The 22,321-nt window shown below is 61.0% G+C and carries 23 protein-coding genes and 2 pseudogenes; 5 read left to right on the top strand and 20 right to left on the bottom strand.

Annotated features, from left to right (window positions below):
* Window positions 1-40: 40 nt before the first annotated feature.
* The 4 genes and pseudogenes from AC3EA7_RS20280 to rsmH form a co-directional block, all read right to left on the bottom strand.
* On the bottom strand, window positions 41-1,495 hold the full coding sequence (locus AC3EA7_RS20280) for a UDP-N-acetylmuramoyl-tripeptide--D-alanyl-D-alanine ligase (protein WP_488615891.1): 1,455 nt from the start codon (window positions 1,493-1,495) through the stop codon (window positions 41-43).
* A gap of 86 nt (window positions 1,496-1,581) precedes the next feature.
* The gene (locus AC3EA7_RS20275; protein WP_488615890.1) at window positions 1,582-3,438 is read right to left on the bottom strand and encodes a peptidoglycan D,D-transpeptidase FtsI family protein; all 1,857 of its coding nucleotides are present in this window, start codon (window positions 3,436-3,438) and stop codon (window positions 1,582-1,584) included.
* Between the two features lie 11 nt (window positions 3,439-3,449).
* Window positions 3,450-3,848: a hypothetical protein gene (locus tag AC3EA7_RS20270; protein WP_488615889.1), complete on the bottom strand. Its 399-nt coding sequence runs from the start codon at window positions 3,846-3,848 to the stop codon at window positions 3,450-3,452.
* A 10-nt stretch (window positions 3,849-3,858) separates the two neighbouring features.
* A pseudogene (gene rsmH, locus AC3EA7_RS20265) lies at window positions 3,859-4,752 on the bottom strand (16S rRNA (cytosine(1402)-N(4))-methyltransferase RsmH); the annotation flags it as partial.
* Window positions 4,753-4,831: 79 nt separating this feature from the next.
* On the opposite strand from rsmH, the gene AC3EA7_RS20260 reads away from it, so the two are divergent.
* The gene (locus AC3EA7_RS20260; RefSeq protein ID WP_488615888.1) at window positions 4,832-5,551 is read left to right on the top strand and encodes a carbon-nitrogen hydrolase family protein; all 720 of its coding nucleotides are present in this window, start codon (window positions 4,832-4,834) and stop codon (window positions 5,549-5,551) included.
* Here AC3EA7_RS20260 and AC3EA7_RS20255 read toward each other — a convergent pair.
* The 6 genes from AC3EA7_RS20255 to AC3EA7_RS20230 all read right to left on the bottom strand — a co-directional run bounded on the left by AC3EA7_RS20255 (window position 5,548) and on the right by AC3EA7_RS20230 (window position 9,289).
* Window positions 5,548-5,748: a hypothetical protein gene (locus AC3EA7_RS20255; RefSeq protein WP_488615887.1), complete on the bottom strand. Its 201-nt coding sequence runs from the start codon at window positions 5,746-5,748 to the stop codon at window positions 5,548-5,550. The two genes, AC3EA7_RS20260 and AC3EA7_RS20255, sit on opposite strands and share 4 nt — an antisense overlap.
* Before the next feature lie 28 nt (window positions 5,749-5,776).
* Entirely contained in the window at window positions 5,777-6,928 is a 1,152-nt protein-coding gene (gene fbp, locus AC3EA7_RS20250; protein WP_488615886.1) for a fructose-1,6-bisphosphate aldolase/phosphatase, read from the bottom strand.
* A gap of 577 nt (window positions 6,929-7,505) precedes the next feature.
* Window positions 7,506-7,673: a hypothetical protein gene (locus AC3EA7_RS20245; protein WP_488615885.1), complete on the bottom strand. Its 168-nt coding sequence runs from the start codon at window positions 7,671-7,673 to the stop codon at window positions 7,506-7,508.
* Window positions 7,670-8,467, bottom strand: coding sequence for a hypothetical protein (locus AC3EA7_RS20240; RefSeq protein ID WP_488615884.1), 798 nt, complete (start codon window positions 8,465-8,467; stop codon window positions 7,670-7,672). Before AC3EA7_RS20240 ends, AC3EA7_RS20245 begins: the two co-directional genes overlap by 4 nt.
* Window positions 8,468-8,879: 412 nt before the next feature.
* On the bottom strand, window positions 8,880-9,146 hold the full coding sequence (locus AC3EA7_RS20235; RefSeq protein ID WP_488615883.1) for a hypothetical protein: 267 nt from the start codon (window positions 9,144-9,146) through the stop codon (window positions 8,880-8,882).
* Window positions 9,143-9,289 (bottom strand): hypothetical protein, encoded by a 147-nt coding sequence (locus AC3EA7_RS20230; protein WP_488615882.1) that lies wholly within the window; start codon window positions 9,287-9,289, stop codon window positions 9,143-9,145. The genes AC3EA7_RS20235 and AC3EA7_RS20230 overlap by 4 nt, the downstream gene beginning before the upstream one ends.
* A gap of 61 nt (window positions 9,290-9,350) precedes the next feature.
* Here AC3EA7_RS20230 and AC3EA7_RS20225 point away from each other — a divergent pair, with 61 nt between their 5' ends.
* On the top strand, window positions 9,351-9,629 hold the full coding sequence (locus AC3EA7_RS20225) for a PepSY domain-containing protein (RefSeq protein ID WP_488615881.1): 279 nt from the start codon (window positions 9,351-9,353) through the stop codon (window positions 9,627-9,629).
* 77 nt (window positions 9,630-9,706) lie between these two features.
* Here AC3EA7_RS20225 and AC3EA7_RS20220 read toward each other — a convergent pair whose 3' ends face one another.
* The 3 genes and pseudogenes from AC3EA7_RS20220 to AC3EA7_RS20210 all read right to left on the bottom strand — a co-directional run bounded on the left by AC3EA7_RS20220 (window position 9,707) and on the right by AC3EA7_RS20210 (window position 10,992).
* Complete coding sequence (locus AC3EA7_RS20220; protein ID WP_488615880.1) at window positions 9,707-10,225, bottom strand: DUF1003 domain-containing protein; 519 nt, start codon at window positions 10,223-10,225, stop codon at window positions 9,707-9,709.
* Window positions 10,226-10,230: 5 nt separating this feature from the next.
* Window positions 10,231-10,461: pseudogene (locus AC3EA7_RS20215) on the bottom strand (sensor histidine kinase); the annotation flags it as partial.
* Between the two features lie 36 nt (window positions 10,462-10,497).
* Window positions 10,498-10,992, bottom strand: coding sequence for a ferritin family protein (locus tag AC3EA7_RS20210; RefSeq protein ID WP_488615879.1), 495 nt, complete (start codon window positions 10,990-10,992; stop codon window positions 10,498-10,500).
* Between the two features lie 159 nt (window positions 10,993-11,151).
* On the opposite strand from AC3EA7_RS20210, the gene AC3EA7_RS20205 reads away from it, so the two are divergent.
* From AC3EA7_RS20205 to AC3EA7_RS20195, 3 genes are all read left to right on the top strand, one after another.
* Window positions 11,152-12,351, top strand: a complete 1,200-nt coding sequence (locus tag AC3EA7_RS20205; protein ID WP_488615878.1) for an MFS transporter — start codon at window positions 11,152-11,154, stop codon at window positions 12,349-12,351.
* Between the two features lie 111 nt (window positions 12,352-12,462).
* Window positions 12,463-13,392 carry a GNAT family N-acetyltransferase gene (locus tag AC3EA7_RS20200; protein WP_488615877.1) on the top strand — a complete coding sequence of 310 codons (930 nt, stop codon included), beginning with the start codon at window positions 12,463-12,465 and terminating at the stop codon, window positions 13,390-13,392.
* Window positions 13,393-13,573: 181 nt separating this feature from the next.
* The gene (locus AC3EA7_RS20195) at window positions 13,574-14,413 is read left to right on the top strand and encodes a ribonuclease activity regulator RraA (RefSeq protein WP_488615876.1); all 840 of its coding nucleotides are present in this window, start codon (window positions 13,574-13,576) and stop codon (window positions 14,411-14,413) included.
* Window positions 14,414-14,559: 146 nt separating this feature from the next.
* Here AC3EA7_RS20195 and AC3EA7_RS20190 read toward each other — a convergent pair whose 3' ends face one another.
* The 7 genes from AC3EA7_RS20190 to AC3EA7_RS20160 all read right to left on the bottom strand — a co-directional run bounded on the left by AC3EA7_RS20190 (window position 14,560) and on the right by AC3EA7_RS20160 (window position 22,209).
* A complete protein-coding gene (locus tag AC3EA7_RS20190; RefSeq protein ID WP_488615875.1) occupies window positions 14,560-16,044 on the bottom strand; it encodes a hypothetical protein in 1,485 nt (494 codons plus the stop codon).
* A complete protein-coding gene (locus tag AC3EA7_RS20185; RefSeq protein WP_488615874.1) occupies window positions 16,045-17,775 on the bottom strand; it encodes an asparagine synthetase B family protein in 1,731 nt (576 codons plus the stop codon).
* Window positions 17,772-18,371, bottom strand: a complete 600-nt coding sequence (locus AC3EA7_RS20180; RefSeq protein ID WP_488615873.1) for a hypothetical protein — start codon at window positions 18,369-18,371, stop codon at window positions 17,772-17,774. Before AC3EA7_RS20180 ends, AC3EA7_RS20185 begins: the two co-directional genes overlap by 4 nt.
* 15 nt (window positions 18,372-18,386) lie before the next feature.
* Window positions 18,387-19,346, bottom strand: a complete 960-nt coding sequence (locus AC3EA7_RS20175) for a hypothetical protein (RefSeq protein ID WP_488615872.1) — start codon at window positions 19,344-19,346, stop codon at window positions 18,387-18,389.
* A gap of 8 nt (window positions 19,347-19,354) precedes the next feature.
* Window positions 19,355-20,524: an ABC transporter permease gene (locus AC3EA7_RS20170; protein ID WP_488615871.1), complete on the bottom strand. Its 1,170-nt coding sequence runs from the start codon at window positions 20,522-20,524 to the stop codon at window positions 19,355-19,357.
* A complete protein-coding gene (locus AC3EA7_RS20165; RefSeq protein WP_488615870.1) occupies window positions 20,525-21,211 on the bottom strand; it encodes a cupin domain-containing protein in 687 nt (228 codons plus the stop codon).
* Between the two features lie 332 nt (window positions 21,212-21,543).
* A complete protein-coding gene (locus AC3EA7_RS20160; RefSeq protein ID WP_488615869.1) occupies window positions 21,544-22,209 on the bottom strand; it encodes an REP-associated tyrosine transposase in 666 nt (221 codons plus the stop codon).
* Between the last annotated feature and the right edge of the window lie 112 nt (window positions 22,210-22,321).

The raw sequence follows: 22,321 nt of genomic DNA, 5'->3' as shown, positions 1-22,321 counted from the left end.
TTCAGAACGATCATTATCGGTTACGAATGGCGCTGGAGCGTCAGGGATGGTGCTGCAACTGAGCCACGATGGTTTCCATAAACATGCCGCGCGACCCTTTGATCAACACAAAGTCTCCGGGCGACAGCAGACTGCGCGCCAGTTGCGCCGCTGCATCGTTGTCGCCAACGCTGTGCACCCGGTCGGGAGGCATTCCTGCGTGAAGCGCCTCATCGGCGATCCATTGCGCTCGCCGGCCAACCGTAATTACTATCTGCGCAACTTCCACGACACGCGCCCCAACCATGCGGTGCGCCTCTTCTTCGATGCGTCCCAATTCCAGCATATCGCCCAGGATGGCAATCCGGCGACCATCGAGTTCCGCCAGCAGGTTGAGCGCCGCCAGCATCGAGGCGGGTGAGGCGTTATAGGAATCATCGATCAGCGTCGTCTGGTTTATCCCTGGAACTGCCAGCAGTCTGAGTTGCGCTCCTTCGCTGCGCAACCCGGCGATGATCGCTTCCCATTCCATGCCGAGCAGCAACCCGGCAGACGCCGCCGCAAGCGCCGTATGCACGCTGTGACGCCCAAGGAGCGGCAGATTCAGGTGCAGACTGTCCCCCTGATAATGCACCCGAAACCCGATACCCTGCAACCCGCGGCTCTCGATCGCATCCGCCCATAGATCGGCTGCCGGATCGAGACCGTAGAAGAACGGTCTGGCGCGCGTCACCTCCGCCATAGCGCGCACCCGCGGATCGTCGATGTTGAGAATGGCGAATCCATCCTCCGGCAATGCCTGCGGCAGTTCGCTTTTGGCGCGCTGAATGGCGTCGATGCTCCCCATGCGCTCCAGGTGCGAAAGTCCCACATTGGTCACAATGCCGAGGCGGGGCCGGGCAAGAGCCGCAAGATGCGCGATCTCGCCCGGACCGTACATGCCCATCTCAAGCACCGCCACCTGATGGTCGGCGGTGAGTTTGAGCAACACAATGGGCAGTGTCGCCTCACTGTTGTAGCTTCTTGGGCTTTTTAAGGTGCGAAAGCTGCGCTGAAGCACGCTGGCCGTCACCTCTTTCGTCGAGGTTTTGCCCACGCTCCCGGTGACGCCGATCACCACGGGATCGTACATCCCCCGGTGATAGGCTGCCAGCCGGTTCAGCGCCGCCTGCGGATCATCGACCGCAATCAGCAGCATCGTGTCGGGCGTCGCTCGTTCGAGTCCCTCGCCGGTCACCGGATCGATGATGGCAACGGGTCGTTCCAGCGACAGGTTCGACACTTTCTCGCGGCGCACCAGGGCGCCGCGTGCACCGCGCGCCGCCGCGTCCGCCAGAAATTCGTGGCCATCGACCCGCTCGCCGCGCAACGCAACGAACAGGCACGCTGACGTCGCCTGACGCGAATCGATCACCGCTTCGCTAAAGGCGACCTGCGTGAGCGCAGGAGGCAGCGCGTGGAAGCGCCGATTCGTCTCCTCCTGTACGCCGGGCAGTACTTCGTCTAGTCGCAACACCGCCGTTTCCCCTCGAGCCTTACGGTTCACGAAATCCGGCGGCATTGTAACATAATCTGTTCAGGCGCATCGCAGCGACGCCGTATCTACCGGTTGAGGCGCCCGCCCACGGTTTGTCCCGGATCGACCAGATCCATATCGGGAGCGATGCGCGCATACTGCACCAGTTGCGTCGCAATCGACTGGAACAATGGGATGGCCGTTCGCACCGCCCAGTAGTCGTCACGAGGACGATCCACCTTCACCAGAATGGCGAAGCGCGCGTTGTCGGCCGGCGCCAGACCGGCCACCGAGCCGATGGTGGCATCGGGAACGTATCCCCCGCGCCCATCGGGGATCGATGATGTGCCGGTTTTGGCGCATACTTCGTACCCTGGAACCAGCCACGTGTCACCGTAATTGCCCGTCATCCCCGCCCAGACGACCGGCGCGTAATGGTTGGCGGATTTCACCAGCATACGGCGCACCGTCCAGGCAACGCCGGGTTCGATAGGTTGCCCGATCTGCTTGGGTTGGGTGATGACGCAATCATCGCCGCGGCAACGCCGCTCGACGATGTAGGGACGCATTAGTTTGCCGTCGTTGCCAAGAGCGGCAACCATGCGCACCATTTGCAGCGGTGTTACCGCAATACCCTGACCATAGCCGTTGGTATCGAGCACCAGCGGACTCCACCCCGCGCGCGCAGGGGTCTGCACCATTCCTGCTGCTTCACCGGCTATGTCGATGCCAGTCGGACGACCGAAGCCGAACTCATCCAGCATCGCGTAGAAACGGTCTGCGCCGATCAGTTCCGCCAGTTGCAGCGCGCCCACATTGCTCGAATAGTAGAGCACCTTTTCCGGGTTGATGGGACCATTGCCAGCGCCGTTCCAATTCGACAGGCGCCAGCCGTAGCGGTAGACACTGCCCGGATCGTCCACCACCGTGTCGGCAGTGAAGGCGCGCGCCTGTAAGCCGGCGGCGACGGTGAAGATTTTGAACGTCGATCCCGGCTCATACTGCGTCCCAACCGCCGGGTTCAGGTTGTAGGTTTCCGGCGTGTACTCAAAGTACCGGTTCGGATCGAACGTCGGGTAGCTGGCCATGCCCAGGATGGCGCCGGTGCGCGGATCCATGACGATCACCACGCCGCCGTCGGCATTGTGTTCATCGACCGCCTTCTTGAGTTCGGTCTCGATGATATGCTGCACCGTCGGGTCAATCGTCAACTGAAGATCGACGCCTGGGCTGGCAGGTTTCACCTCCTGAGGCGCGATCCAGATCGGGTTGCGCTGTGAGTCGACTTCCGCCGTGATGACGCCGGTGCTGCCACGCAGCAGGGTATCGTAATATCCCTCAACGCCGCTGATGCCGGTATGCTCGAAGTTCACCGCGCCAATCACGTGCGCAGCGAAGGCGCCTTGCGGATAGACGCGCCGCGGTTCGTACTGCAACACCAGTCCTGGCTCATCGAGCGCCATGACCCGCTCGGCAATCTCCGGTTCGAGCCAGCGCTTGATGCGCACCTGGTAGAGCGACATATTCTGCATCGCCGCCAGAATGTCGGGAGATGGAACGCCGAGCAGACCGGAAAGGGTGAGCGCCAACCGTGGTGCATTCTTCTGATCGATCTGTGACGGCACGACGTACAGACTTTGCAGATCGACGTCGAGCGCCAGGATATTGCCTTTACTGTCGCGGATGACGCCGCGCGGAGCGGTGATCGGCAGGCGTTGATGCACCTCGGCGCGCGCCATCTCCGCCAGCGTTCGACCGCTAATGCGCACCTGTCCGGTCTGAATACTGCCGAGATGCACGGCTATACGGGCAATGATCACGACAGCGAGCAGCAGCAACAGGTTGAGCCGCCAGCGGCTGATCGTGACCGGGCGCATTGTGGAAGCGCTACGCCGCGCCGGAGTACGCTGGACAACCGTGCTACGCGTGGTACGTGCCGCCATACGACGTTCCTCTACGGGTTGAAAACCAGATTGTCTTGCATTAGCGGTTCGCGGTCGGCGACCGTACCAATCGTAATATAGCGCGCCTGTTCCGGTTCCATCGGGCGCAGGTTGAGACGAGCGGCGCGGCGCTCGATGTCGGCGAGCGATTGAGCGCGCGCCAGACGCAACTGAAGGTTGCTGCGCTCGCGCAGGAGTGCGGTTTGCTGTCGCTGTAACTGAGCGACAGCGTGCCCTTGCGTCGCCAGGCGCCCGGTCTGAGCGAGATTCAAGCCGCTCATGAGCGCCAGCAGCAACGCCGCAGCGATCAGTCGCCGTCCGCCTTCGAGCCGCAGGTAGCGGAGCAGTTCAAGGCGACGCTCCTTCGCTTCGCGAATGGTCGGGTAGAGCGGTTTGAGTGTGACAGCCATCTATTCTCCTCCGTTCCGCCACACGCAGTTTCGCGCTGCGACTGCGCGGATTATCCTGTTGTTCCTTATTGCTCGCCTCAACCGGCTTGCGTGTGATGATGCGCAGACGCCCTGCCTGCGCTTCGGCGCGCATAAAGTGTTTGACAATCCGATCCTCCAACGAGTGAAACGAGATGATTGCCATTCGCCCACCCGCTGCGAGCAGTTCGACGATCTGCGGCAGCGCCGCTTCCAGGCTCGCCAGTTCGTCGTTGACCGCAATCCGTAACGCCTGGAATGTGCGCGTTGCGGGATGGATCCTGCCGCGTCGCCCCCCAAGCGCCCGACTGACGAGCATTGCCAGTTCGTCGGTTGTTGTGAGTGGTTTGCGCTGCCGGGCTTCAACGATCACTCGTGCAATCCGGCGCGAACCGCGTTCCTCACCATAGCGAAAGATCAGATCGGCAAGTTCCTGTTCCGGCAGGTTGTTTACCAGGTGCGCCGCCGTCACCGGCGCGTCCGGGTCGAGCCGCATATCGAGCGGTGCGCTCGCCTGAAACGAAAAGCCGCGCTCCGGCGTGTCGAGTTGATACGATGACACCCCCAGATCGAGCAGCACTCCCTGAACCTGAACAAACCCCGAGTCGGTTGCCAGCCGTCCAATCTCACGAAAACCGCCGCGCACCAGTGTCACCCGCTCACCATACGGCGCCAGCCGCGCCGCTGCTGCACTCAGCGCCGCCGGGTCGCAGTCGATCCCCAGGAGCCGACCATCCGGCGCCGACGCTTCCAGGATCGCCGCTGCGTGCCCGCCCCCGCCGACCGTTCCATCGATATACCAACCACCAGAGCGCGGTTGCAGCCCGGCAATCACCTCTCGAAGCAGTACCGGCGTGTGATGGTAGTCCAAAGAACTGAGAACCAAGAACTGAGAACTGAGAACCAATAGTAAACTTCACTCAGTACTGGTCACTCGTCACTCGTCACTTATCATAGGCGCAAACATGCGCATCTGTCTCCTCCCCTTGAAAATCGAACCCCGCAATCCTGCGGCGAATATCCGCCATTTTCAGCAACGACTGGCGGAAGTGGCGCCGCATGCGCCTGATCTGGTCTGCCTGCCGGAGTGCGCCTTCACCGGGTATCTGTACGAGCCACATGATCTCGAACGGTACGCAGAACCAATCCCCGGCGAAACGACGGCGGCGATTGCGACGCTGGCGCAGGCGTATCATTGTGTTGTCTGTTTTGGGATGTTGGAGCGCGCAGCGGAAGGGTTTTACAGTTCTGCGGTCTTCATCGATGCCTCAGGTCGCATCGCGCTGGTGCAGCGGAAGATGAGCGAACAGCCACCCTTTGCCGTCGGCAACGACATTCATGTGGCGGATACAGCGGCTGGCAGGCTGGCGATCCTGATCTGCGGCGACTTGTTCGACGAGAATGCCCGGATGAAGCTGGATAAGCGCGCTGATCTTGTGATAGTTCCGCTAGCGCGCAGTTTCGACGGCGCATCCCCTGATCTGGGGCGCTGGCTGCGTGAGGAGCGCCAGGCATATGTGGATGCGGTCAGAACCCTGGAGGTGACGGCATTGATCGTCAATGCACTCGAAGATCCCGCGCAGCCTGAAGCATCATTTGGCGGCGCAATGGTCATCGGTCCGTGCGGCGACATCCTGGCGGAGTCGCCGCACGGCACGGACGAGGCGCTCATGTTCGACAGTTAGTTCTTCGCCTGTCGCTCTTTCTCCGCCATCTCCGCCGCCTGGCGTTCCAGCCAGGCGCGGATCTTTTCCTCCGCCAGCGGGTCCCACTGACCGGTGCGGATCAGCCAGTCGATGATCGCGCCTTCGACATAGCGCTGTCGATCATCGATCACGTGCGCAGCGCGCTCTTCAGCATGCTGCCAGTCACGGGTCGGCATACTCCACCTCCTTCTACGATACGTATGGTCAGACGCTGACCGGCAGTTCTTCCACCTGCTCCGGGCTTGCCGTATGACCGTCCACCGGCTGCCAGCGGTCTGCCAGTTTCTTCATGACCTCTGGAAGTGTGGTGTACTCCATCTCCTCCATCGGTAATCGGTGCGGCTCGAACGGACCATGACGCCGCAGATGGTCGGCGATGACGTTGCACAGCCGTCGCGCCTCGTCGAAACTGGGGTCGTCGAACATATCACGCGGTCCAATCAGACGACCCTCGGCGACCTGGAACCCCAGCGCAATCACCCGCGGCGGTCCATCGAAGCGACCCGGATGGGCGTCACCGACGCGGCAGGGCATCAGTGGACCGTAGTGCGATCCGCGCATCCACCCTTCGACAATGTGCGGCATTGTGAATGGCTCCAGCACCTCGCCGACCGCCGGGAACTCACCCTGTGCCCGCACGATGCAGACCGGGTCGTCTTTCCCGACATAGCGCCCGGCAATCAGCGCCAGGCGTTGTGTTGACGAGACGGCGCCGATGGCGCCGGTGCTCTTCGCCGTGACGCTCTCCACCACATAGCGTCCTGGTGCGCCAATGAACACCAGCAGGTCGTACATTTCCTCGGGCGTGCTGAGGGTGATTGTTTCGCCCTTGCGCACATCGAGTACGCGGAAGCGGAACCCTTCGTGCATCGCCGGTGAAATCACCAGCCCTGCAGTGTTGAACGGATCGGCGAACATACGGAAGAGCGGCAGATTCCAGGCGCCGGCGCTGGTTTTGTCGGCAAAGAACACGATGATCGGCTCGGATGGACGCTCGACGATGGTCATCTCAGCGATGCCCGGACCCATACCGCGCACATTGCCGGAAAATGCATCTTTCAGCAGGTCCTGCCCCGCGCCGTACAGTTTCAGTTCCTTCGCCACGCGCGTGCAGATATCGAACACATCCCAGGCGAGACGGTGGATCTCGCGGCTATCGACACCCATGCGATGGGTCATGAGCAACTCCAGATCGTCACCACACGCCGTCACGTGGAAGTCAATCAGCAGACCGTGACGACGCGCGATTTCCAGTTGTCGCCCTGCTTCGTCTTTCAACGCCGGGTGAATGGCCGAGTGCCCGACGAATCCACCAACATCAGCCTTGATGCAGCTGATCGTCAATTCCGCTGCCATCGCTGACCCTCCTTCCTTCCGGTGCGATCGCACCATTCTGTGGGTGGTCTGGCGCGTGGGGCGTTCGTGTGGGAGGCGTGGGAAGAAAAAGGACACGCGCCACAACTGCCCACTGCCATGAACGACGCAGGGTTTCGGCGCGTGTTGGAGCAAAACGTGCGCGACCCCGTCGTCGCCAGCACACACAGCGAACGATGACCGTTCAGAATCTAGCCTATCTGATTTGACGACGTTGCGGTGTGATGGTTGCACAACAGGGGGTGGCGGTTGCGTAACCTCAAGGCGAGAGGGGAGAGGGGAGAGGGGAGAGGCGGGAGGCGGGAGGCGGGAGGCGAGAGGCGGGAGGCGGGAGGGGAGAGGGGAGAGGCGGGAGGCGGGAGGCGGGAGGCGAGAGGGGAGAGGCGGGAGGGGAGAGGCGAGAGGGGAGAGGCGAGAGGGTTGCGGGTTACACGGGTAGCGGTGGTGCATCGCACCGCCGTCTGCCGCGTTCCCCGCTGCCGCCCAGGGGGTGTTCAGATGACCGTCACCCGGACGAGCCGTCCGCCCATCGTGGTTCTCGCTGCCGCCCAGGGGGTGTTCAGATGACCGTCACCCGGACGAGCCGTCCGCCCATCGTGGTCCCCGCTGCCGCCCAGGGGGTGTTCAGATGACCGTCACCCGGACGAGCCGTCCGCCCATCGTGGTTCTCGCTGCCGCCCAGGGGTGTCTGTCTGCCAGTGCGTCGCCTGGCGGGGGTGACGGTCATCGGCGGGGGGTGCGCCTTACCGCGATCAGCGCCGCAATCGATAACGCCAGCAGCGGAATGTGCAGCACACCCATCCACCACGTGGCAGGATCGAAGAATGATGTCATATTTATCAGACCGTAGGGCAGCGCGTTGAACGCAGTGATCCGATACGCAAGCGGCGGCGCATCTGGCAAGGCAACGATGAGCAACCACAGGAACACCGGCGTTGTCAGGCAGTACGACAGACCATAGGCTGGCGAGGTGAGCAGCAGCATCGGATTGAAGTCGGGGTAGACGACGCCATCAATTAACGCCGCTGGCGACCAAAACGCCAGCAGCGCCAGCGGCGCCAGCACGTAGTGGCGCCAGTTGAGATGCTCGAACGAAACGCTGAGACGGTTCCGTAACGCCACGATCAGCCAGATGACTCCCAGCAACGCACAGGCGACCACATTACTTGTTTGCACAACGTATCCATAGGTTTCTGTCACGCCCTGTCCCTGCACCCAACCGATGATCAGATAGTTCAACCCCATATACGCCGCCAGCACGCGCCCGGCGTGTGCCGGACGCCAGGCGATCAACGCAATCAGGGCAATTGTCGCAAGATGGAACAGCGGCGCAAGCGTGGTGTACGGCTCAGGATTGCTGGTGGCAATCAGCAGTTCGTGGATGACGTTCGAGGTCTCCTGTGGTGCGTATGGTTGTTCGGCATACGGCGGCAGAAAGAAGATGATCAGCAGCAGGACATAGACCAGCGGATACACCCACCGATGGGTCTGCGGTTTTGCGGCAGTGCGACTGGCGAGCATAGACCTCCCCTAACAGGAGGATCAACTTAAACCTGGACAATCACGCTTGCACCTCTGGAGCGGTTCGCGCTGGCTGAGCCTGTCGAAGCCAGCGCCGATCACAAGATTGTCCAATATCGAGTTGATCTTCCTATAAGCCTGTATCATTGCCGGGTGTCAGGCGTCATTGTGAGCAAAGCGAAATGATCCCTCTGCATGATAACGCATGATGTCCGTTATTGGCAAGGCACAGCGGGGTTGGATTGGGGGTGGAATGGATTCAAACAGACGTATGTCAATATTCACACAGTACGTTGGCATAAGGGTCAATCTTGCCGGTGATCGGCAATCCCGCCTGATGCGTGCGCCAGTTATCGGTTGACGGCGAGACCGCCGGTATCTGGTTTTGAAACGGACGAATCAGCCAGTCGGACTACTCAGCGGATGCATCGGCATGATGGGTGACTTCTCCGGCGCCATGCGCTTCCAGCAACGCCTTCGCCCGCGCAACATCATCGGCGCTGCCATGCACCACCACCACGTACTGCCCGCTCTTAATCGCCTCTTCGTATTTCAGGATGTGCTGCTTCGAGATGCCCCATCCAACCAGCGCCCCCAGCAGCCCGCCTCCGGCTGCGCCAGCCGCCGCTCCTTCGATGCCGCCCAGCAGCGCCGCCGAGAGCGGTCCGGCGACGATCAACGGACCAAAGCCAGGCGCCCACAGAAAAGCCGCGTCAACCAGCAGACCAAACAGACCGCCAGCCCATGCGCCGATCCCGGCGCTGCCTCCGCCGCTTCCATCGTGGGGTAAACGCCGACTACGCTGCGCACTTCCGTGGTCATGGTTCGCCTCCTCCGGCGCGATTGCGCCATATCATAGAGTGAAGCTCTCGCCAGCAAGGCGGTGATCAGCCAGGAACAGGCCATCAATATTGCGTTGACCGCCAATCCCGGCACGACGCTGGCGAAAGCGTCGCTCGGCAACGAGAACGGCGTCGTGGTCTACAGCGTCGAGCTGAGCAATGGCGCCGATGTGAAGGTGGACGCCGTCACCAGTCAGATCATCGGCGTCGATCAGGCGGGAGAGCGCGAGGATATGAACGAGGTTGATTACCGCGAAGGCGAACACGATGAAGGTGAGGGCGAGCATGCCGAACTGCCCGCCACACCCGCCCAACCGTAGTCCGGTCGTCACACATCTGCCATAGGCGGCAGCGAGGTCAGGCATGCCATTGCCTGACCTCGCTGCTGTCTGTTCTGTTACGTATCGGCTTGCTCTGAGTTTTCGCAGGACTGGGGAGTCGTTTCCGGTTGTTCAACAGGAATGCCAGCGCGGGCGAGCAATTTATGGAGCAGCATATTTTGGTGCTCGAGATGCTGAAGGATGGCATCGATCTCGCGTTCGGCGCGCACATTGATTTCGTAATCGCTCTGCGCCCGCAACTCTGCGTGGAGTCCCTGGAGATTCTGCCCAACCATCAGCAACGGCATCAGCAGAATCTGGATCATGTTCGAGATAAACAACCAGAACACAAACGCCATAGGAGGATCGAACTGGAGCTCCTTGGGCGCGAGAAGATTCCATCCAAGCCAGAGCGCCGTCCAGATGAAGATGATCAGGAAAAACCCCATGGTTCCCACCCGTTCGGTGATCGCAAGCGCTAACCGGTCGAGACGACCGAGTCGCCTGGCATGTTCGCTGTTGACATCGCGCACGGTTGGACGCTGCTGGCGCAGTTTGTGCAGCGATTCAGGCAACTGGGGTTGAGTGCTGTCCATCGCATCTACTCCATGGAAGAGCGCTGAGAACCATGAGTGATTTCTGCCGGCAGGCGCACAGTGACCGTCGTTCCCTGTCCTGGCTTGCTGGCAATCGTGATTGTTCCACCGTGCGCCTGCACGACCTCCCGGGCAATGGCGAGTCCAAGCCCTGCTCCGCCTGCGCTGCGGGACGCATCGACGCGGTAGAAGCGCTCGAAGATGCGAGGCAGATGCTCTGGCGCAATCCCGATGCCGGTATCCTCCACACCACGAAGCCGGGATGAAACCGACTAGCCTCCCAGCGAGACGCCGATCAACCGCCCAATACCAAAGGTGACGCTGGCGGCGAGCAGTCCGCCCAATACCTGACGCATGCCTGAATACCAGACGCTGCGACCAGTGAGCAGCGTAATGGCGGCGCGGGCATGACTGCGCTCCTGAGCAGGGAGCAACGCGGCGCGCGCCTCCGGCTGATCGTCATAGTCACGGCTATCTCGACGCTCCAGATCGCCAATTGTGGGCAGAACAAAGGCTGTGCCAAAGCGACGCGCCAGCCAGATCAACACTCTGGTGCGCCAGCGAGTGCGCCGTGGCGGCGTCGGCGCGCCAACCGCTTGCAATTGCGTCTCCCAGAACCGGGCATGCTCGGACTCTACAGCCGCCAGCTTGCGGTAGATCTCTGCCAGATTTGGCTGTCGTTCGATTTCAGAGAGCGCCTGATAGAGCGCAGCGCTCTCAATCTCATCCTGCCAGTTTGCTCGATAGCGCGAAACAGCATCAGTCATAACAGTTCCTTGTATCGCACGAGAAAGAGAGCCTGTGGTTCGCTGCCGCATGATGTATACTGTCGCCTGTCAATGTACCACAGAACGCTGTCAAACAATGTAAATGTGTGGCATCTTCGCCGCAACACCGACATACAATCTCGCCGCGTGAGGTAGGCAGTGAATCGTTTATCATCGTTGACACAATCGTCTGCTCTTACCAGGGCTACTGCCATCAAAGTTGTCATTCTGCTCGGCGTAGTCAGTCTGTTGGCAGACACGACGTATGAAGGAGCGCGCAGCATCGCGGGACCCTATCTGGCGTTCCTGGGTGCAAGCGGAACGATTGTCGGGATTGTCGCAGGCTTCGGAGAACTGATCGGATACGGGCTGCGCCTTGTATCAGGATACCTGAGCGATCGTACGCGTCGCTATTGGGCTGTGACATTAGTCGGGTATGCCATCAATCTGCTCGCTGTGCCCCTATTAGCACTTGCGGGCAGATGGGAAATCGCCGCCGCCCTATTGATCGCAGAGCGGGCGGGAAAGGCGCTTCGCACTCCAGCGCGTGATGCGATGCTCTCGTATGCGACGAAGGAAATGGGGCGCGGCTGGGGATTCGGCTTGCACGAAGCAATGGATCAAATTGGCGCCATCGCTGGACCTGTGCTCGTGACAGTGGTGATCGCAGCGCAAAACAAGTACTCTATCGCGTTCGCCATCCTTGCAATTCCAGCAATCCTGGCCCTCTCTGTATTGCTGGCCGCGCGCTGGCTCTACCCGCGCCCGCAAGACCTGGAACCCATCACAGCCGAGATCAGGACGAAAGGATTCCCGCGGGCATACTGGATCTATTTCGCGGCTGTCGCCCTTGTCGCAGCGGGTTACGTGGACTTTCCCTTGATCGCGTATCACTTCGAGAAAGTATCGTCTGTGCCTCAATCATTGATCCCGCTCCTGTATGCAGTCGCCATGGGCATGGATGCGCTGGCGGCATTAGTGTTCGGTCGATGGTTTGATCGCTTCGGCATTCCGATCTTAATGCTCGCGTCGCTGCTCTCGGCATTCTTTGCGCCTCTTGTGTTCCTGGGCGGGTTCACTTGGGCTGTCCTGGGTATGATCATATGGGGTGTCGGCATGGGCGCACAAGAGTCGATCCTGCGTGCAGCGATCGCGGAGATAGTTTCGAGCGAGCGACGGGGTTCAGCGTATGGGATTTTCAACACAGGCTTTGGAGTTTTCTGGTTCTTAGGCAGTGCATTGATGGGGATTTTATACGATCTGTCGCTGCCCGCGCTCATCACCTTTTCGGTGGTGATGCAACTTGCATCAGCGCCGTTGTTCTTTATCGTCGGTAAGCGTCTTATGCGCGAACGGTAAGCGCAACATTCAAGGTTAATAAACTGCCACTCTATCATCCCCCAAAACCAGGTATACTGAACATAAACGCCAGTTCGACGCTGAACAGGGCTGTCGTGAAAGGAGGCGACAATGAAGCCGCCTGTCAGCCGCTCCTACCGCCACTCCGACGATCTCCAGTCGGTCATCGACCTGATCCTCACCTGCCGCGCCGAAGAGCGTATCGATCCATGGCCCCCAGTGCACGACATTCGCACACGCCTCGGCATCGATGATGCCGCACGATTGTGGATTGACGATGACAAGCGACCTGTGGCATTCGCCATGATCTGGGAAGGCAATGTGTTTCTCTACTTCGCTCTGCCACGCGCCAGTGACGAGACGCTCGAAATGCAGGCGATCACGTGGGCGACGGCGTGGGTGCGAGCCAGCGCAGAGCAGCACGGTGAGCGCGCTGTTCTGTGTGTTCCCGTGTGCGACGACGATCCCTATCGTGCAGCATTGTTGACGCGCGCCGGTTTACGTCGCGAGGAGTGGTGCATGATCCGCATGTGTCGCTGGCTCCATCTCCCGATTGCCGCCCCTGTCGTTCCATCCGGTTTTGTGTTGCGCCCCGCTGCGGGCGAGTCGGAAGCGCCCAGGCTCGTCGATCTTCATCACACTGCATTTGCGACTGCATCCGAAACGGTCGCCGAGCGTGTGGTCTGGATGCGCAGTCCCGCGTATGATCCGCGCCTCGACCTGGTGACTGTTGCGCCAAATGGGGAACTGGCGGCATTCTGCCGCTGTTCGGTATGCGTCGAGGAGAACACGCAACTTGGCTTCGCTAGCGCCTGGGTCGATCTGATCGGCGTGCATCCTGCGTATCGCCGCCGGGGTCTGGGGCGGGCGCTGCTGCTGCTGGCGCTGCAGAATATGCGCGATGTGGGACTCAATAAGGCATTGCTCAGCGTCGGCAGCTGGAACATTCCGGCGCAACACCTGTTCGAGTCGTGCGGGTTCGCCGTCGCCTGCCGTATCTCCTGGTACGTCTACGACGAAGAGCTGGAGATGGCGGTATAATGGCGCAAGGCGTCTATTCCGGTCACCGAGGGGTCTGGTATCATGGTGAGCCGCCGTTTCCACGCTATGCTCGGGGCAGGCGCTATGACGCAATCTCCTCGCTCATCAGCAGATTGCTTCGTCGCTTGCGCTCCTCGCAATGACGTCAGCATAGAGTTATATATTGCTCCAGGAGGGTGGAATGATTTTGGGCGAAATTGTGACGGTTGATCGCCTGCCCCCCGCAGATATTACTCTGCCCGTCCACGGGCGCATTGTGCGCCCAGAGCATGCGCTGATCGAGCAATTGCATGATGTGAGCAGCGCGGTAGCAAGTGCGACCCTGTACAAAATGGGGGTGCAGCGCACGTTCATTTTCGGTCCGCAATCACGCACTCCTGGTCGCCGGGTGGTCGGTCCGGCGGTGACGCTCCAGTTTATGCCGCAGCGTGAGGACGTTCCTTCTGGGATGGGACCGGAACACGCCGAGAAGAGCAGCGCACTGTGGATGGTTTTCGAGACGATCGAGCCGGGTGATGTGCTGGTGGTGCAGGCGTTCGGCGACCCTTCCACCGGTTGTGTGGGGGAGATGTTGACGACGTGTTTCAAAGGGCGCGGTGGCGCAGGCATGGTCGTTGACGGGTGCGTGCGCGACTGGCCGCGCATTCGGGAACTGGACGTGCCGCTCTGGTCGGTTGGATTCACGCCGAACTACGCAACGCAGGCGGGGCTGATGCCGTGGGGATACAATGTGCCGGTGGCATGCGGCGGCGTGCTGGTCTTGCCAGGCGACATCATCATTGCCGATGACGACGGCGCCGTGGTCGTCCCGCAGCAACTGGCGAGCGAAGTGGTGCGCGTGGCGCGTCACCACGCCGAATGGGAAGAGTTCAGCCGCATGAAACTGGCACAGGGCGGATCACCGCAGGTCTACTACCCGCTGAGCGAAGAAGGTCGCCGCGAGTACGAAGAATGGCGCAGACAGCAGGGTGAAGGTGTGAAGGTTGAAGATGTCCCCCGACCCTTGAGGTCTGCGCCATGATCTCGTGATCAGGCAGGGTCCTTGTTGACGGAATGATTCTTGCCTCCGGTTTGCACGTAGTATGACCTCAAGGGTCTTGGGGGAATTTTCGGGCAGGGTCCTTGTGGGCGGAATGGTCCTGTCTCCGGTTTGCACGTAGTATGACCTCAAGGGTCTTGGGGGAATTCCTGTAACCCTGACCCCTGAATCCTAACCCCTAACCCCTCACCAAACCGCATCTCATTGAACGCTGCTCCTCCAATACGCCCCTGTTCATCGAGGCGTGCCGATTTGCCGCTGACCTTCCATTCGCTGCTGAAGTTGCCAAGCCCGCCGATAACCGTCGGCATTCCGTGTGCATCGAAAGTTGCATAGACCATGAAGCGGGCATGCGCATCGATGGGGTGCAATGCGTGCGTCGCCCACGGCAGGCACACATCGACGGGATACGTCACGTCTACGTAACGCTGAACAATCCACGGTTCACCCTGCGCCAGCCGTTCCTTCACGAAAGCGAGCGTTTTCTGCGCCGTACTGCGTGAGCCGTTGAGCCGCAGCACGCCGCGCCCCTGGCTGTAATACGCGCCGCTGCCGCTCCCGCATTTCAGCACTAGCAGTCGCCGGGCTGCCGTCGAGAGACCCGCAAGATCGTCGATGGTTCGGACAGCGCGCAGTTGCTGTCCAATGGCTTCCGGGGCGCCAGTTGCCAGTGTGCTGAGATCAACCTTCCCATTGTGCAGTAATGCTACTGCGCCGAACAGCGCGCGCAGCCGGTCGTCGAAGAGATGGGCATAGTCTGGCGTGAAGGGCAGCGCCATGCCCCATTTCTGCCGGTAGACATAGTTGAGCGGCGTCTCGATCCAGAGCCTGCCGTCAACCGCAGCCTGCGCCAGACGCACGATCATGGCTGGCGCAATCACTGGCAGGAGTTCCTGCGCATACAGGAAATCGATGGGCAACAACCTGCCTTTGTCGGCGACCACGAATCTGCTGCTGCGCTCGATGATCCGCCGCGCGCCCTCGTGCCGGTCAAAAACAATGTAGCGCATGCCCCGATGGTCGCAGGCGCGTCGCAGGTAGTGCTCGCCGCGATACCAGACGGACCGGACTGGGTTGACCGCAACCGGATCGTTGCTGCTGCATCCCCGGATCATTTCACGGAATGAACGTGCCAGATTGCCAGGATGCCCGGCAGTGGCAGGGACAATCGCCGCGTGAACATCGTGGATGCCTGCAAAGAGTCCCAGCCCGCCCGATTTCCACTGCACCTCGGCAACCACGCGCTGCGGACCGATCGCCACATAATCAACCCGGCAGAAACGCGGCGTGAGTCCGGCGGCAAGCGTGATGCGCTGCGCCTTGATTTCTTCGGGGTGGAGTCCGTACTCGCACAACCCGGCAATCCAGCGCGGCGCCTCGCCCGCCAGCGACGCGCGGTACAGGTTGTTCCAGGCGCGGTAGAAGCGCCAGAGCAGCGCAAGGTCATCGGTGAGCGCCGTAGTCGCAGCGTGATCGACCACGCACGATGATGGGGTGATCAACGACGCATAGGTATCGCCTGAACCATAGACCAGACCGCTGGCGGTCAGGGCGTCGGCAAGATCGTCTGCCACCCGATCAGGGTGGCGCACAATGGTTATCGAACTCATCATCTACAGATTGAACGCGCGCAGCCAGAGTTCCAGCGTGAGCAGCAGCCAGATAAACTGCCCATGGCGTCTCCAGACGAGACCGCGGTACTGCATCCAATCGCGTACCGCCTGCTTGCGAAACAGACCGTGCGCCCGCGCCTGCGGTCCCAGCAGGAGATCGTTCGTCAGATCGCGCAGCGGACCATGCAGCCAGTACTGCACCGGCATCAGCATGCCGCTCTTTGGACGGTGCAGAATAGTTGGCGGCAGCAGGTCGCGCACCGCCTGTTTCAGAACCCATTTTTCCTGCAAACCGCGCAATTTGAGCGCAGGGGGCGTAGCAAATGCGGCATCAACCAGCGGGAAGGCGAAGAGCGGCGAACGCCCTTCGACGCCGCTTGCAGTCGTCATCCGTTCGACCTTCGGCAGAATGTGGTGTGCGCCTTTGGTGCGCAGGTTGGTGTACAACAGACGGTTCAGATATGAGGTCATTCGCGGCGACTCCAGGTACGGCTGGACGTGGCGCTCCAGCGGCGGCGCATCGCGCAAAGCGTCGAGCACATCGGCGGTGAGCAGGTTGTCGAGCCGGTCGTAGCACTTCTGGTACGATCGCAAATAGGCGCTTGCGCGCGCCATCGGATCTGGATTGTCGCGGTGGAACTCGAATACGAGCATTGGCTGGTTCTTGGGACCGCCAAAGACCGGGTCGCCGCCTTCGCCGTTCAAAATGACCGACAGACCATCACGCGCCGCAGCGCGCGCCAGCAGCATATTCGGCGTCGTCAGCGGGTCGCCGACGGGACAATCCAGCAGCGCCACGGTCTCTGCCAGATGATCGGCAATGGTTTTCCCGTCGAACGTCAGCACGGTATGCTCTGTGCCACAGTGCGCAGCGACCAGTCCGGAATACGCCAGTTCGTTGGGAAACTCGCTGCCAAAGTTGATCGCATACGTGCGCACCGGATGGTTATGCAGTCGTGCCGCCAGCGCCGTGACCAGGCTGCTGTCGATGCCGCCGGACAGGAAGACACCGACCGGTTGCCCGGCGGGCAGTCGTGCGGCAATGGCCTGTTCGAGCAAATTGCGCAGCCGGGAAGCATACGCTTCTGCTGGAAGCGTTTCGTCCCACTCATCCTCGTGCGGTTCCCAGAACACTTCTTCGTGGCAGGCGCCGTTAGCGCACAAACGGAGACAGCGCCCTGGAAGCATTTCGGAGACGCCATCGATCAATGTTTCACTTCCTGGCAGGTAGGCGAAGGTCAGGAAGGCGCGCACCGCGTTCAGATTAAGACGCGCATTCAAACGGGACCAGGCGCGCAACGCGCGCAGCGACGATGATGCCGCCCAATGGTTGCCAGAGCGCGCATAAAAGAGCGTGCGCGTCCCAACGTGATCGCGCACCAGCACCAGGTCCTCTCCGTCGAGGATGGCGAGCGCGAACATACCATCGGCAGCGGCGAAGCCGCGCGCGCCACGCCGGGCATACAGGTGGAGGAGGAGCGTGCCGTCGGCGCAATCGTCCGGCAGGGTGACGCCATCGCGCCTCAGTGTATCGAGGAGTTCCCTTCGATTGAACAGCGACACGGCGCCAATCGCAACCAGATGATCGGCGGAGAAGACATTCGTATGGCAGCCATCAGGGAGCGCGCCAAGCGCCCCGTGACGACTCGACGCCACAGGCGTTGCGCCCATCGCTCTGAGATCGTGTTCCGCTCCGCTGACGGTCAGCGCCGCACACAACCAGCCGCTCATCCGAAGTCTCCCACATCGCCAGCATCACCGCCGTCGAACGGCGAACCCTCATCGCCAAAATCGCCGCTGTCGGACTCTGCCCCTTCTTCGACCGGTTCGGGTTGGTCCCAATCGCTGTCGCTGCCGCCGCCGCTGTCTCCACTCGCGCTGCTCCCCGACCAGCCGCCGTCGCCGGTCTGCTGCTGTTGTTGCAGCGCCTTCTGGCGCAGCATCTCTTCCTCTTCAGGGCTCAGGAACTCAGGGGGCAACACCAGCGCACCGAGCAGGAACCCGGCGCCCATGCCCATCAAAATCGTACCGACCCGTCCGCCAAAGGAGGTTTGATTGACGGTCAACACCTGCCCGCGATGCCAGAGGGTGCGGCCATACCCCTGCTCACGCGCATAAATGACTTGCCCTTGATTGAACGTGCGCTTGAGAATCCCGTCGCCGAGCAGTTCATCAATCCCGGCAAACCCCTGGTTGTCGCGCCACTCGACCCGACCATCCGGCAGGCGACGACGCCACTCCTGTCGTCCATCGTTGAACACGCGGCGAACGCTGCCATCGGCGAGCAGTTCGTCCTGATAGGTGATCACGTTTGGTTGCTGTTGCACAGACGCTTCTCCTCCTCACTCGGGCCAGCTCATATAACCGGTTGTACGCCATCGGCGCAGACTGGAGAACCAGGACTCGCGGCGTGGCGCCGGTCGCACGACGCGATGGAGCGTGCGCAGCAGCGTCACCGGGCGCAGCGCCGCAACTTCGGCGCGATAACCGGCGCGCAGCCAGGCGCGCTCGATCAGGTTCGGCAATGCGGGAAGATGTTCCGAAGGTTCAGAGCGGCGGGTGGCAAACAGGTGGCGACGCAGTGCGTGCATTGGCGTCAACCCTAACGCCCTCACCCGGAAGCCGTGCGGCAGATCAAGCAGCGTTGCGGCATCGGCGACAAATTGCAGTCCTTCGGGGCTTGCATCGTGCAGGAGCAGGATACGTGGTGCGGGCGCACGGATCAACATTGCAATCAGCGCGTCCGGCAGCGGCGACGCTTCTTCCAGCGCCAGGATTGCGCAGGACATCTCCATATGCAGAAAGTTAGCGCGCAGCATCCGCGCAATCGATGTGTCCTGACAGATAAGCGCATATGCCAACCCGTAGTCGTAGAGGTCTGGCTCGCGATCAGCGAGCGCCAGATAGGGCGGTCTGTTATCGGGAAGCAAACCCGGCGGATCGCCGTGATTCGCGCGATATGCGGCGAGCGCGTCGTCGAACGTGGCTTCTGTCAGCGGCGGCGTGAGTGTGAAGGGCAGACGCCGCGCCAGCGATGGAACGCTCATCACCAGTGATGCGCTCATTGCCCCGATCCAGAGCGGATGCAGACGCCGCAACGCAAGGGTCAGCGATGAGCCGATAGCAGCGGTTGCCTGGCTGGCAGCGGCGAATACCCGCGATTGCGGCAACAGGGTGCGGCAGACTTCGTAGTAGAGCTGGCGGCGGGTATAGCGCACCCCGCCCATCCCCGCGTGCGCAATACTGTGCCTGATAGCGGTATCGAGATCGACATGGCGCATTCGTGAGCCAAAAAACATCATGCCGCTCCTTATCGCTGGGGCCAGGTCATGAAGCCGACGGCGCGCGCCTCCGCCTGCGCTTGCGCCTCCGGGTCCACAGGCGCAGACGCGCGTTGTGCAGCGGCAACCGGCGCGGGCGCCAGCCGCTCCATTGCTCTGGTCACAACATTGACCAACCGGGCTGGCGGGATGAAGAGCGCCGAGGTCACAAAACCCTGGCGCAGCCACTCTAGTTCTTCCTTGTCCAGGCTCAGTCCGCCTGGCGTCTGCGCCCGACGTTCGAGCAGATCGATCAGTTCCTGTGGCGTCTGTTCACGTTTCCACGGCAAACGCCGCTGCTTCACGTGGCGCGGGCGCAACCCCAGATCGATGATACGATGGTTCGGCGCCAGCCCCCATTTGCCTGGCAACAGCGCCGGCAGCAAACATCCGACCACGCTGGCGTCATGGATCAGGAACAGCGGCAGGCGCGGATTCTGGCGCAGAAGTGCAATAATGTGTTCATCGGCTTCCCGGTACGGTCCATCGGTGGAGAGCAGCGCCAGACCAAGGCGCTCTGGCAGACCATTTGCCCGCAAGCAGTCGAGCACTGCGGCGACCGGCGATGCCAACACGGCGCGCACCCGTGAGGGATGCAATGGAACCTGGCGCAGCGCTGCGATCTCCTGATCGGTCACCCGCCCGGGCAGCGGTCCGTGAACACTTACCCAGGGTGTGACGTATGTCATCTCAAAAGACTCCAGCGCCGGCAACAGGCGTCGGTACTGGTTCGATGATTGAGCTGCCCCATAATAGATGCCTGCCGGTATCAACCCGATAAAAGCGCCAGCAACGAGTGCAATAACCGCCGAAGATAACGAGCGCGCCTCCAGAATACCAAAGAGCATACACGAGAAAACAATCAGAAAGACGAAGCCAAAAATGACCGCAGCGACCAATGCCGACGGTTCCGACCACGAGAACCCTTTCTTGAGCACAGGTTCCAGTTCACGCCGGATGGCGAAGTGCGCCAGTTGCGCCGGCGTGTAGCGATACGTCCCCTGATGGCTCAGACGGTCAGCGAGACCGCGCAGTCGCAGGTCGCTCATCTTCAACGTGTTTTCGCGCGGCTCCAGAGCAAATTGCTTCTGGCACTGCGGGCACTTCTTGTCGCGGCGCTCACGGTATTTCAGTTCGGCAAGGCAATGCGGGCATTTCATTCAGGCGCTTCCCTCCAGTATGCCTGCGAGCCGGCGCAGCAGGAGCGCCAGACGTTCGCGCAGTGACACTTTGACATGGATACGATCAACCGCCATTTCTGTTTCCAGCTTCCGCAGTGCCGTTACCAGCCGCGCTGCCGCTTCATCACCGCCACGCACGCGTTCTTCCGCCATCTCTGCCGTAATCGCGTAATCGTCGTGGTCGATGCCCATGCCGGTATTAGCGATGACCAGCGGGAGCGGATTGTCGGCGCGGTTGTTGAACGAATGCGGCATCAGCGCCGGAATGTGGAGCAGTGAGCCGGGGATCAGTCGTACATGAGCGACTGCTTCGCGTTCGTGGTCGTACAACCCGCACGACGCATACCCCATGCTCAGTACGAAATGCTCTGCGCCGTGGGCGTGCGGCGTGAAGGCGCTGTGTGGGCGAACAAACCCGAGTTTATAGGTGGCGTTTGCCGGGTTCTCGTCTGAGGTGGCAGCCGAACCGATCAGGTAGCGGGTGTACTGCCCGTTATCGATGAAGCGCAGCATGTCGGCGCAATCTTCAGCGCGTCGGGTCGGATCCAGGCGCCGGATGCAATCTCTGCTGACAGCATAGACAATCCCATCCGGGCTGAAGACATAGAGGGTTGCGCCATACGGAAGGGTCGTCTTGAAGCGCTCGAGATGTCTGGCGAAAGGCATAGACGACGATGCTACATAGTGTCAACGGTAATAATGCTACCATGTCGTACTGTCTTTGTCATCAAGGGATTGTTAAGAACCTGCACGGAGATCTTGTCGGGTGGGCGAAGGCGTTGCCCTTGCCCACCCGACCACATCTCACGCCTTCGTCTGCCCGGCCGCACCTCACGAGACTCACATCTCCCGTCTCCTGCGCGCGGCATCCCGCACTTCCTGCTAGATTCAGGATTTCCGGTTGCCTTGGGGATAGGCGAAGGCATTGCCTTCGCCTGCCAGGCGATTTGCTAAATGTGATTCAGGGGTGAGAAGGTGGGAGAAGTTGAGCAGGATCATCAGAATATCTCCGTGTAAAGTGTGACTCTTACCGGGTGGGCGAAGGCAATGCCTTCGCCCACCCCGGCAATGCCTTCGCCCACCCCGGCAGTGCCTTCGGCTACCCGATAGTTGGTCGCGCTGGACCAGGGATACGCCTCCGGCGAGGATGCCAACCCTGTCCGAATGGGGTTGGCATGGATATAGGCGACTTTTTCCTGCAGCTTGCGGGGCGTATACACATTGAAATCATACCCGGCTCCCTGCTGCCAGATCTTGTAGCGCCAGTTGCGGTAGTGGGGCTGATCTCTGGGCTCTCGGATCGGCTGCAAAGCAGGCTCCTTTGGGTAGGCGACGGCACTGCCGTCGCCTACCCTTCTTTCCTCTATGCTTTGCAAGTACTGCACAATGCGGCGAGCTGAGAGGCCCTTCACGGCCCAGGCCACTTTGGAGATGGTGAGGTCGGGCGAGCTATCGGCATCCCACCAGAGAAGCAGGTGGATATGATCCGGCATGACCACAAAGGCGAGGACATGGAAACCGTACCCGGTGCGAGCAGCTTCCAATTCCTCGCAGAAAATGCCTGCACAGGCCGGATTCTTGAAGAAAGGGATGTTCTGGTCTGTTTTAGCCGTCAGGAAATGCGCGCCAATCTCATATTTGGGAAGATGGGTCCTGGGAACCATAACAGAAAACCCCTCTTGATTTTCTCGGGTGGGCGAAGGCAGTGCCTTCGCCCACCTATTTCACTTTTTCAACCGCACTCGAAAACTCATCCCTGCATCAATTCGCGATGCA

It is taken from the genome of Roseiflexus sp., from assembly GCF_057785375.1.
This window is presented reverse-complemented; position numbering and strand designations above follow the sequence as displayed.

What these genes read in the sequence shown, in the direction of transcription:
- AC3EA7_RS20220 (WP_488615880.1), bottom strand. Translation starts at nt 10,225, where the DNA reads ATGGACAGCACTCAACCCCAGTTGCCTGAATCGCTGCACAAACTGCGC.
- AC3EA7_RS20240 (WP_488615884.1), bottom strand. Translation starts at nt 8,467, where the DNA reads ATGCTCGCCAGTCGCACTGCCGCAAAACCGCAGACCCATCGGTGGGTG.
- AC3EA7_RS20160 (WP_488615869.1), bottom strand. Translation starts at nt 22,209, where the DNA reads ATGGTTCCCAGGACCCATCTTCCCAAATATGAGATTGGCGCGCATTTC.
- AC3EA7_RS20175 (WP_488615872.1), bottom strand. Translation starts at nt 19,346, where the DNA reads ATGATGTTTTTTGGCTCACGAATGCGCCATGTCGATCTCGATACCGCT.
- AC3EA7_RS20190 (WP_488615875.1), bottom strand. Translation starts at nt 16,044, where the DNA reads ATGATGAGTTCGATAACCATTGTGCGCCACCCTGATCGGGTGGCAGAC.
- AC3EA7_RS20230 (WP_488615882.1), bottom strand. Translation starts at nt 9,289, where the DNA reads ATGACCACGGAAGTGCGCAGCGTAGTCGGCGTTTACCCCACGATGGAA.
- AC3EA7_RS20260 (WP_488615888.1), top strand. Translation starts at nt 4,832, where the DNA reads ATGCGCATCTGTCTCCTCCCCTTGAAAATCGAACCCCGCAATCCTGCG.
- AC3EA7_RS20185 (WP_488615874.1), bottom strand. Translation starts at nt 17,775, where the DNA reads ATGAGCGGCTGGTTGTGTGCGGCGCTGACCGTCAGCGGAGCGGAACAC.
- AC3EA7_RS20275 (WP_488615890.1), bottom strand. Translation starts at nt 3,438, where the DNA reads ATGGCGGCACGTACCACGCGTAGCACGGTTGTCCAGCGTACTCCGGCG.
- AC3EA7_RS20200 (WP_488615877.1), top strand. Translation starts at nt 12,463, where the DNA reads ATGAAGCCGCCTGTCAGCCGCTCCTACCGCCACTCCGACGATCTCCAG.
- AC3EA7_RS20170 (WP_488615871.1), bottom strand. Translation starts at nt 20,524, where the DNA reads ATGAAATGCCCGCATTGCCTTGCCGAACTGAAATACCGTGAGCGCCGC.
- AC3EA7_RS20255 (WP_488615887.1), bottom strand. Translation starts at nt 5,748, where the DNA reads ATGCCGACCCGTGACTGGCAGCATGCTGAAGAGCGCGCTGCGCACGTG.
- AC3EA7_RS20165 (WP_488615870.1), bottom strand. Translation starts at nt 21,211, where the DNA reads ATGCCTTTCGCCAGACATCTCGAGCGCTTCAAGACGACCCTTCCGTAT.
- fbp (WP_488615886.1), bottom strand. Translation starts at nt 6,928, where the DNA reads ATGGCAGCGGAATTGACGATCAGCTGCATCAAGGCTGATGTTGGTGGA.
- AC3EA7_RS20270 (WP_488615889.1), bottom strand. Translation starts at nt 3,848, where the DNA reads ATGGCTGTCACACTCAAACCGCTCTACCCGACCATTCGCGAAGCGAAG.
- AC3EA7_RS20245 (WP_488615885.1), bottom strand. Translation starts at nt 7,673, where the DNA reads ATGACCGTCACCCCCGCCAGGCGACGCACTGGCAGACAGACACCCCTG.
- AC3EA7_RS20210 (WP_488615879.1), bottom strand. Translation starts at nt 10,992, where the DNA reads ATGACTGATGCTGTTTCGCGCTATCGAGCAAACTGGCAGGATGAGATT.
- AC3EA7_RS20195 (WP_488615876.1), top strand. Translation starts at nt 13,574, where the DNA reads ATGATTTTGGGCGAAATTGTGACGGTTGATCGCCTGCCCCCCGCAGAT.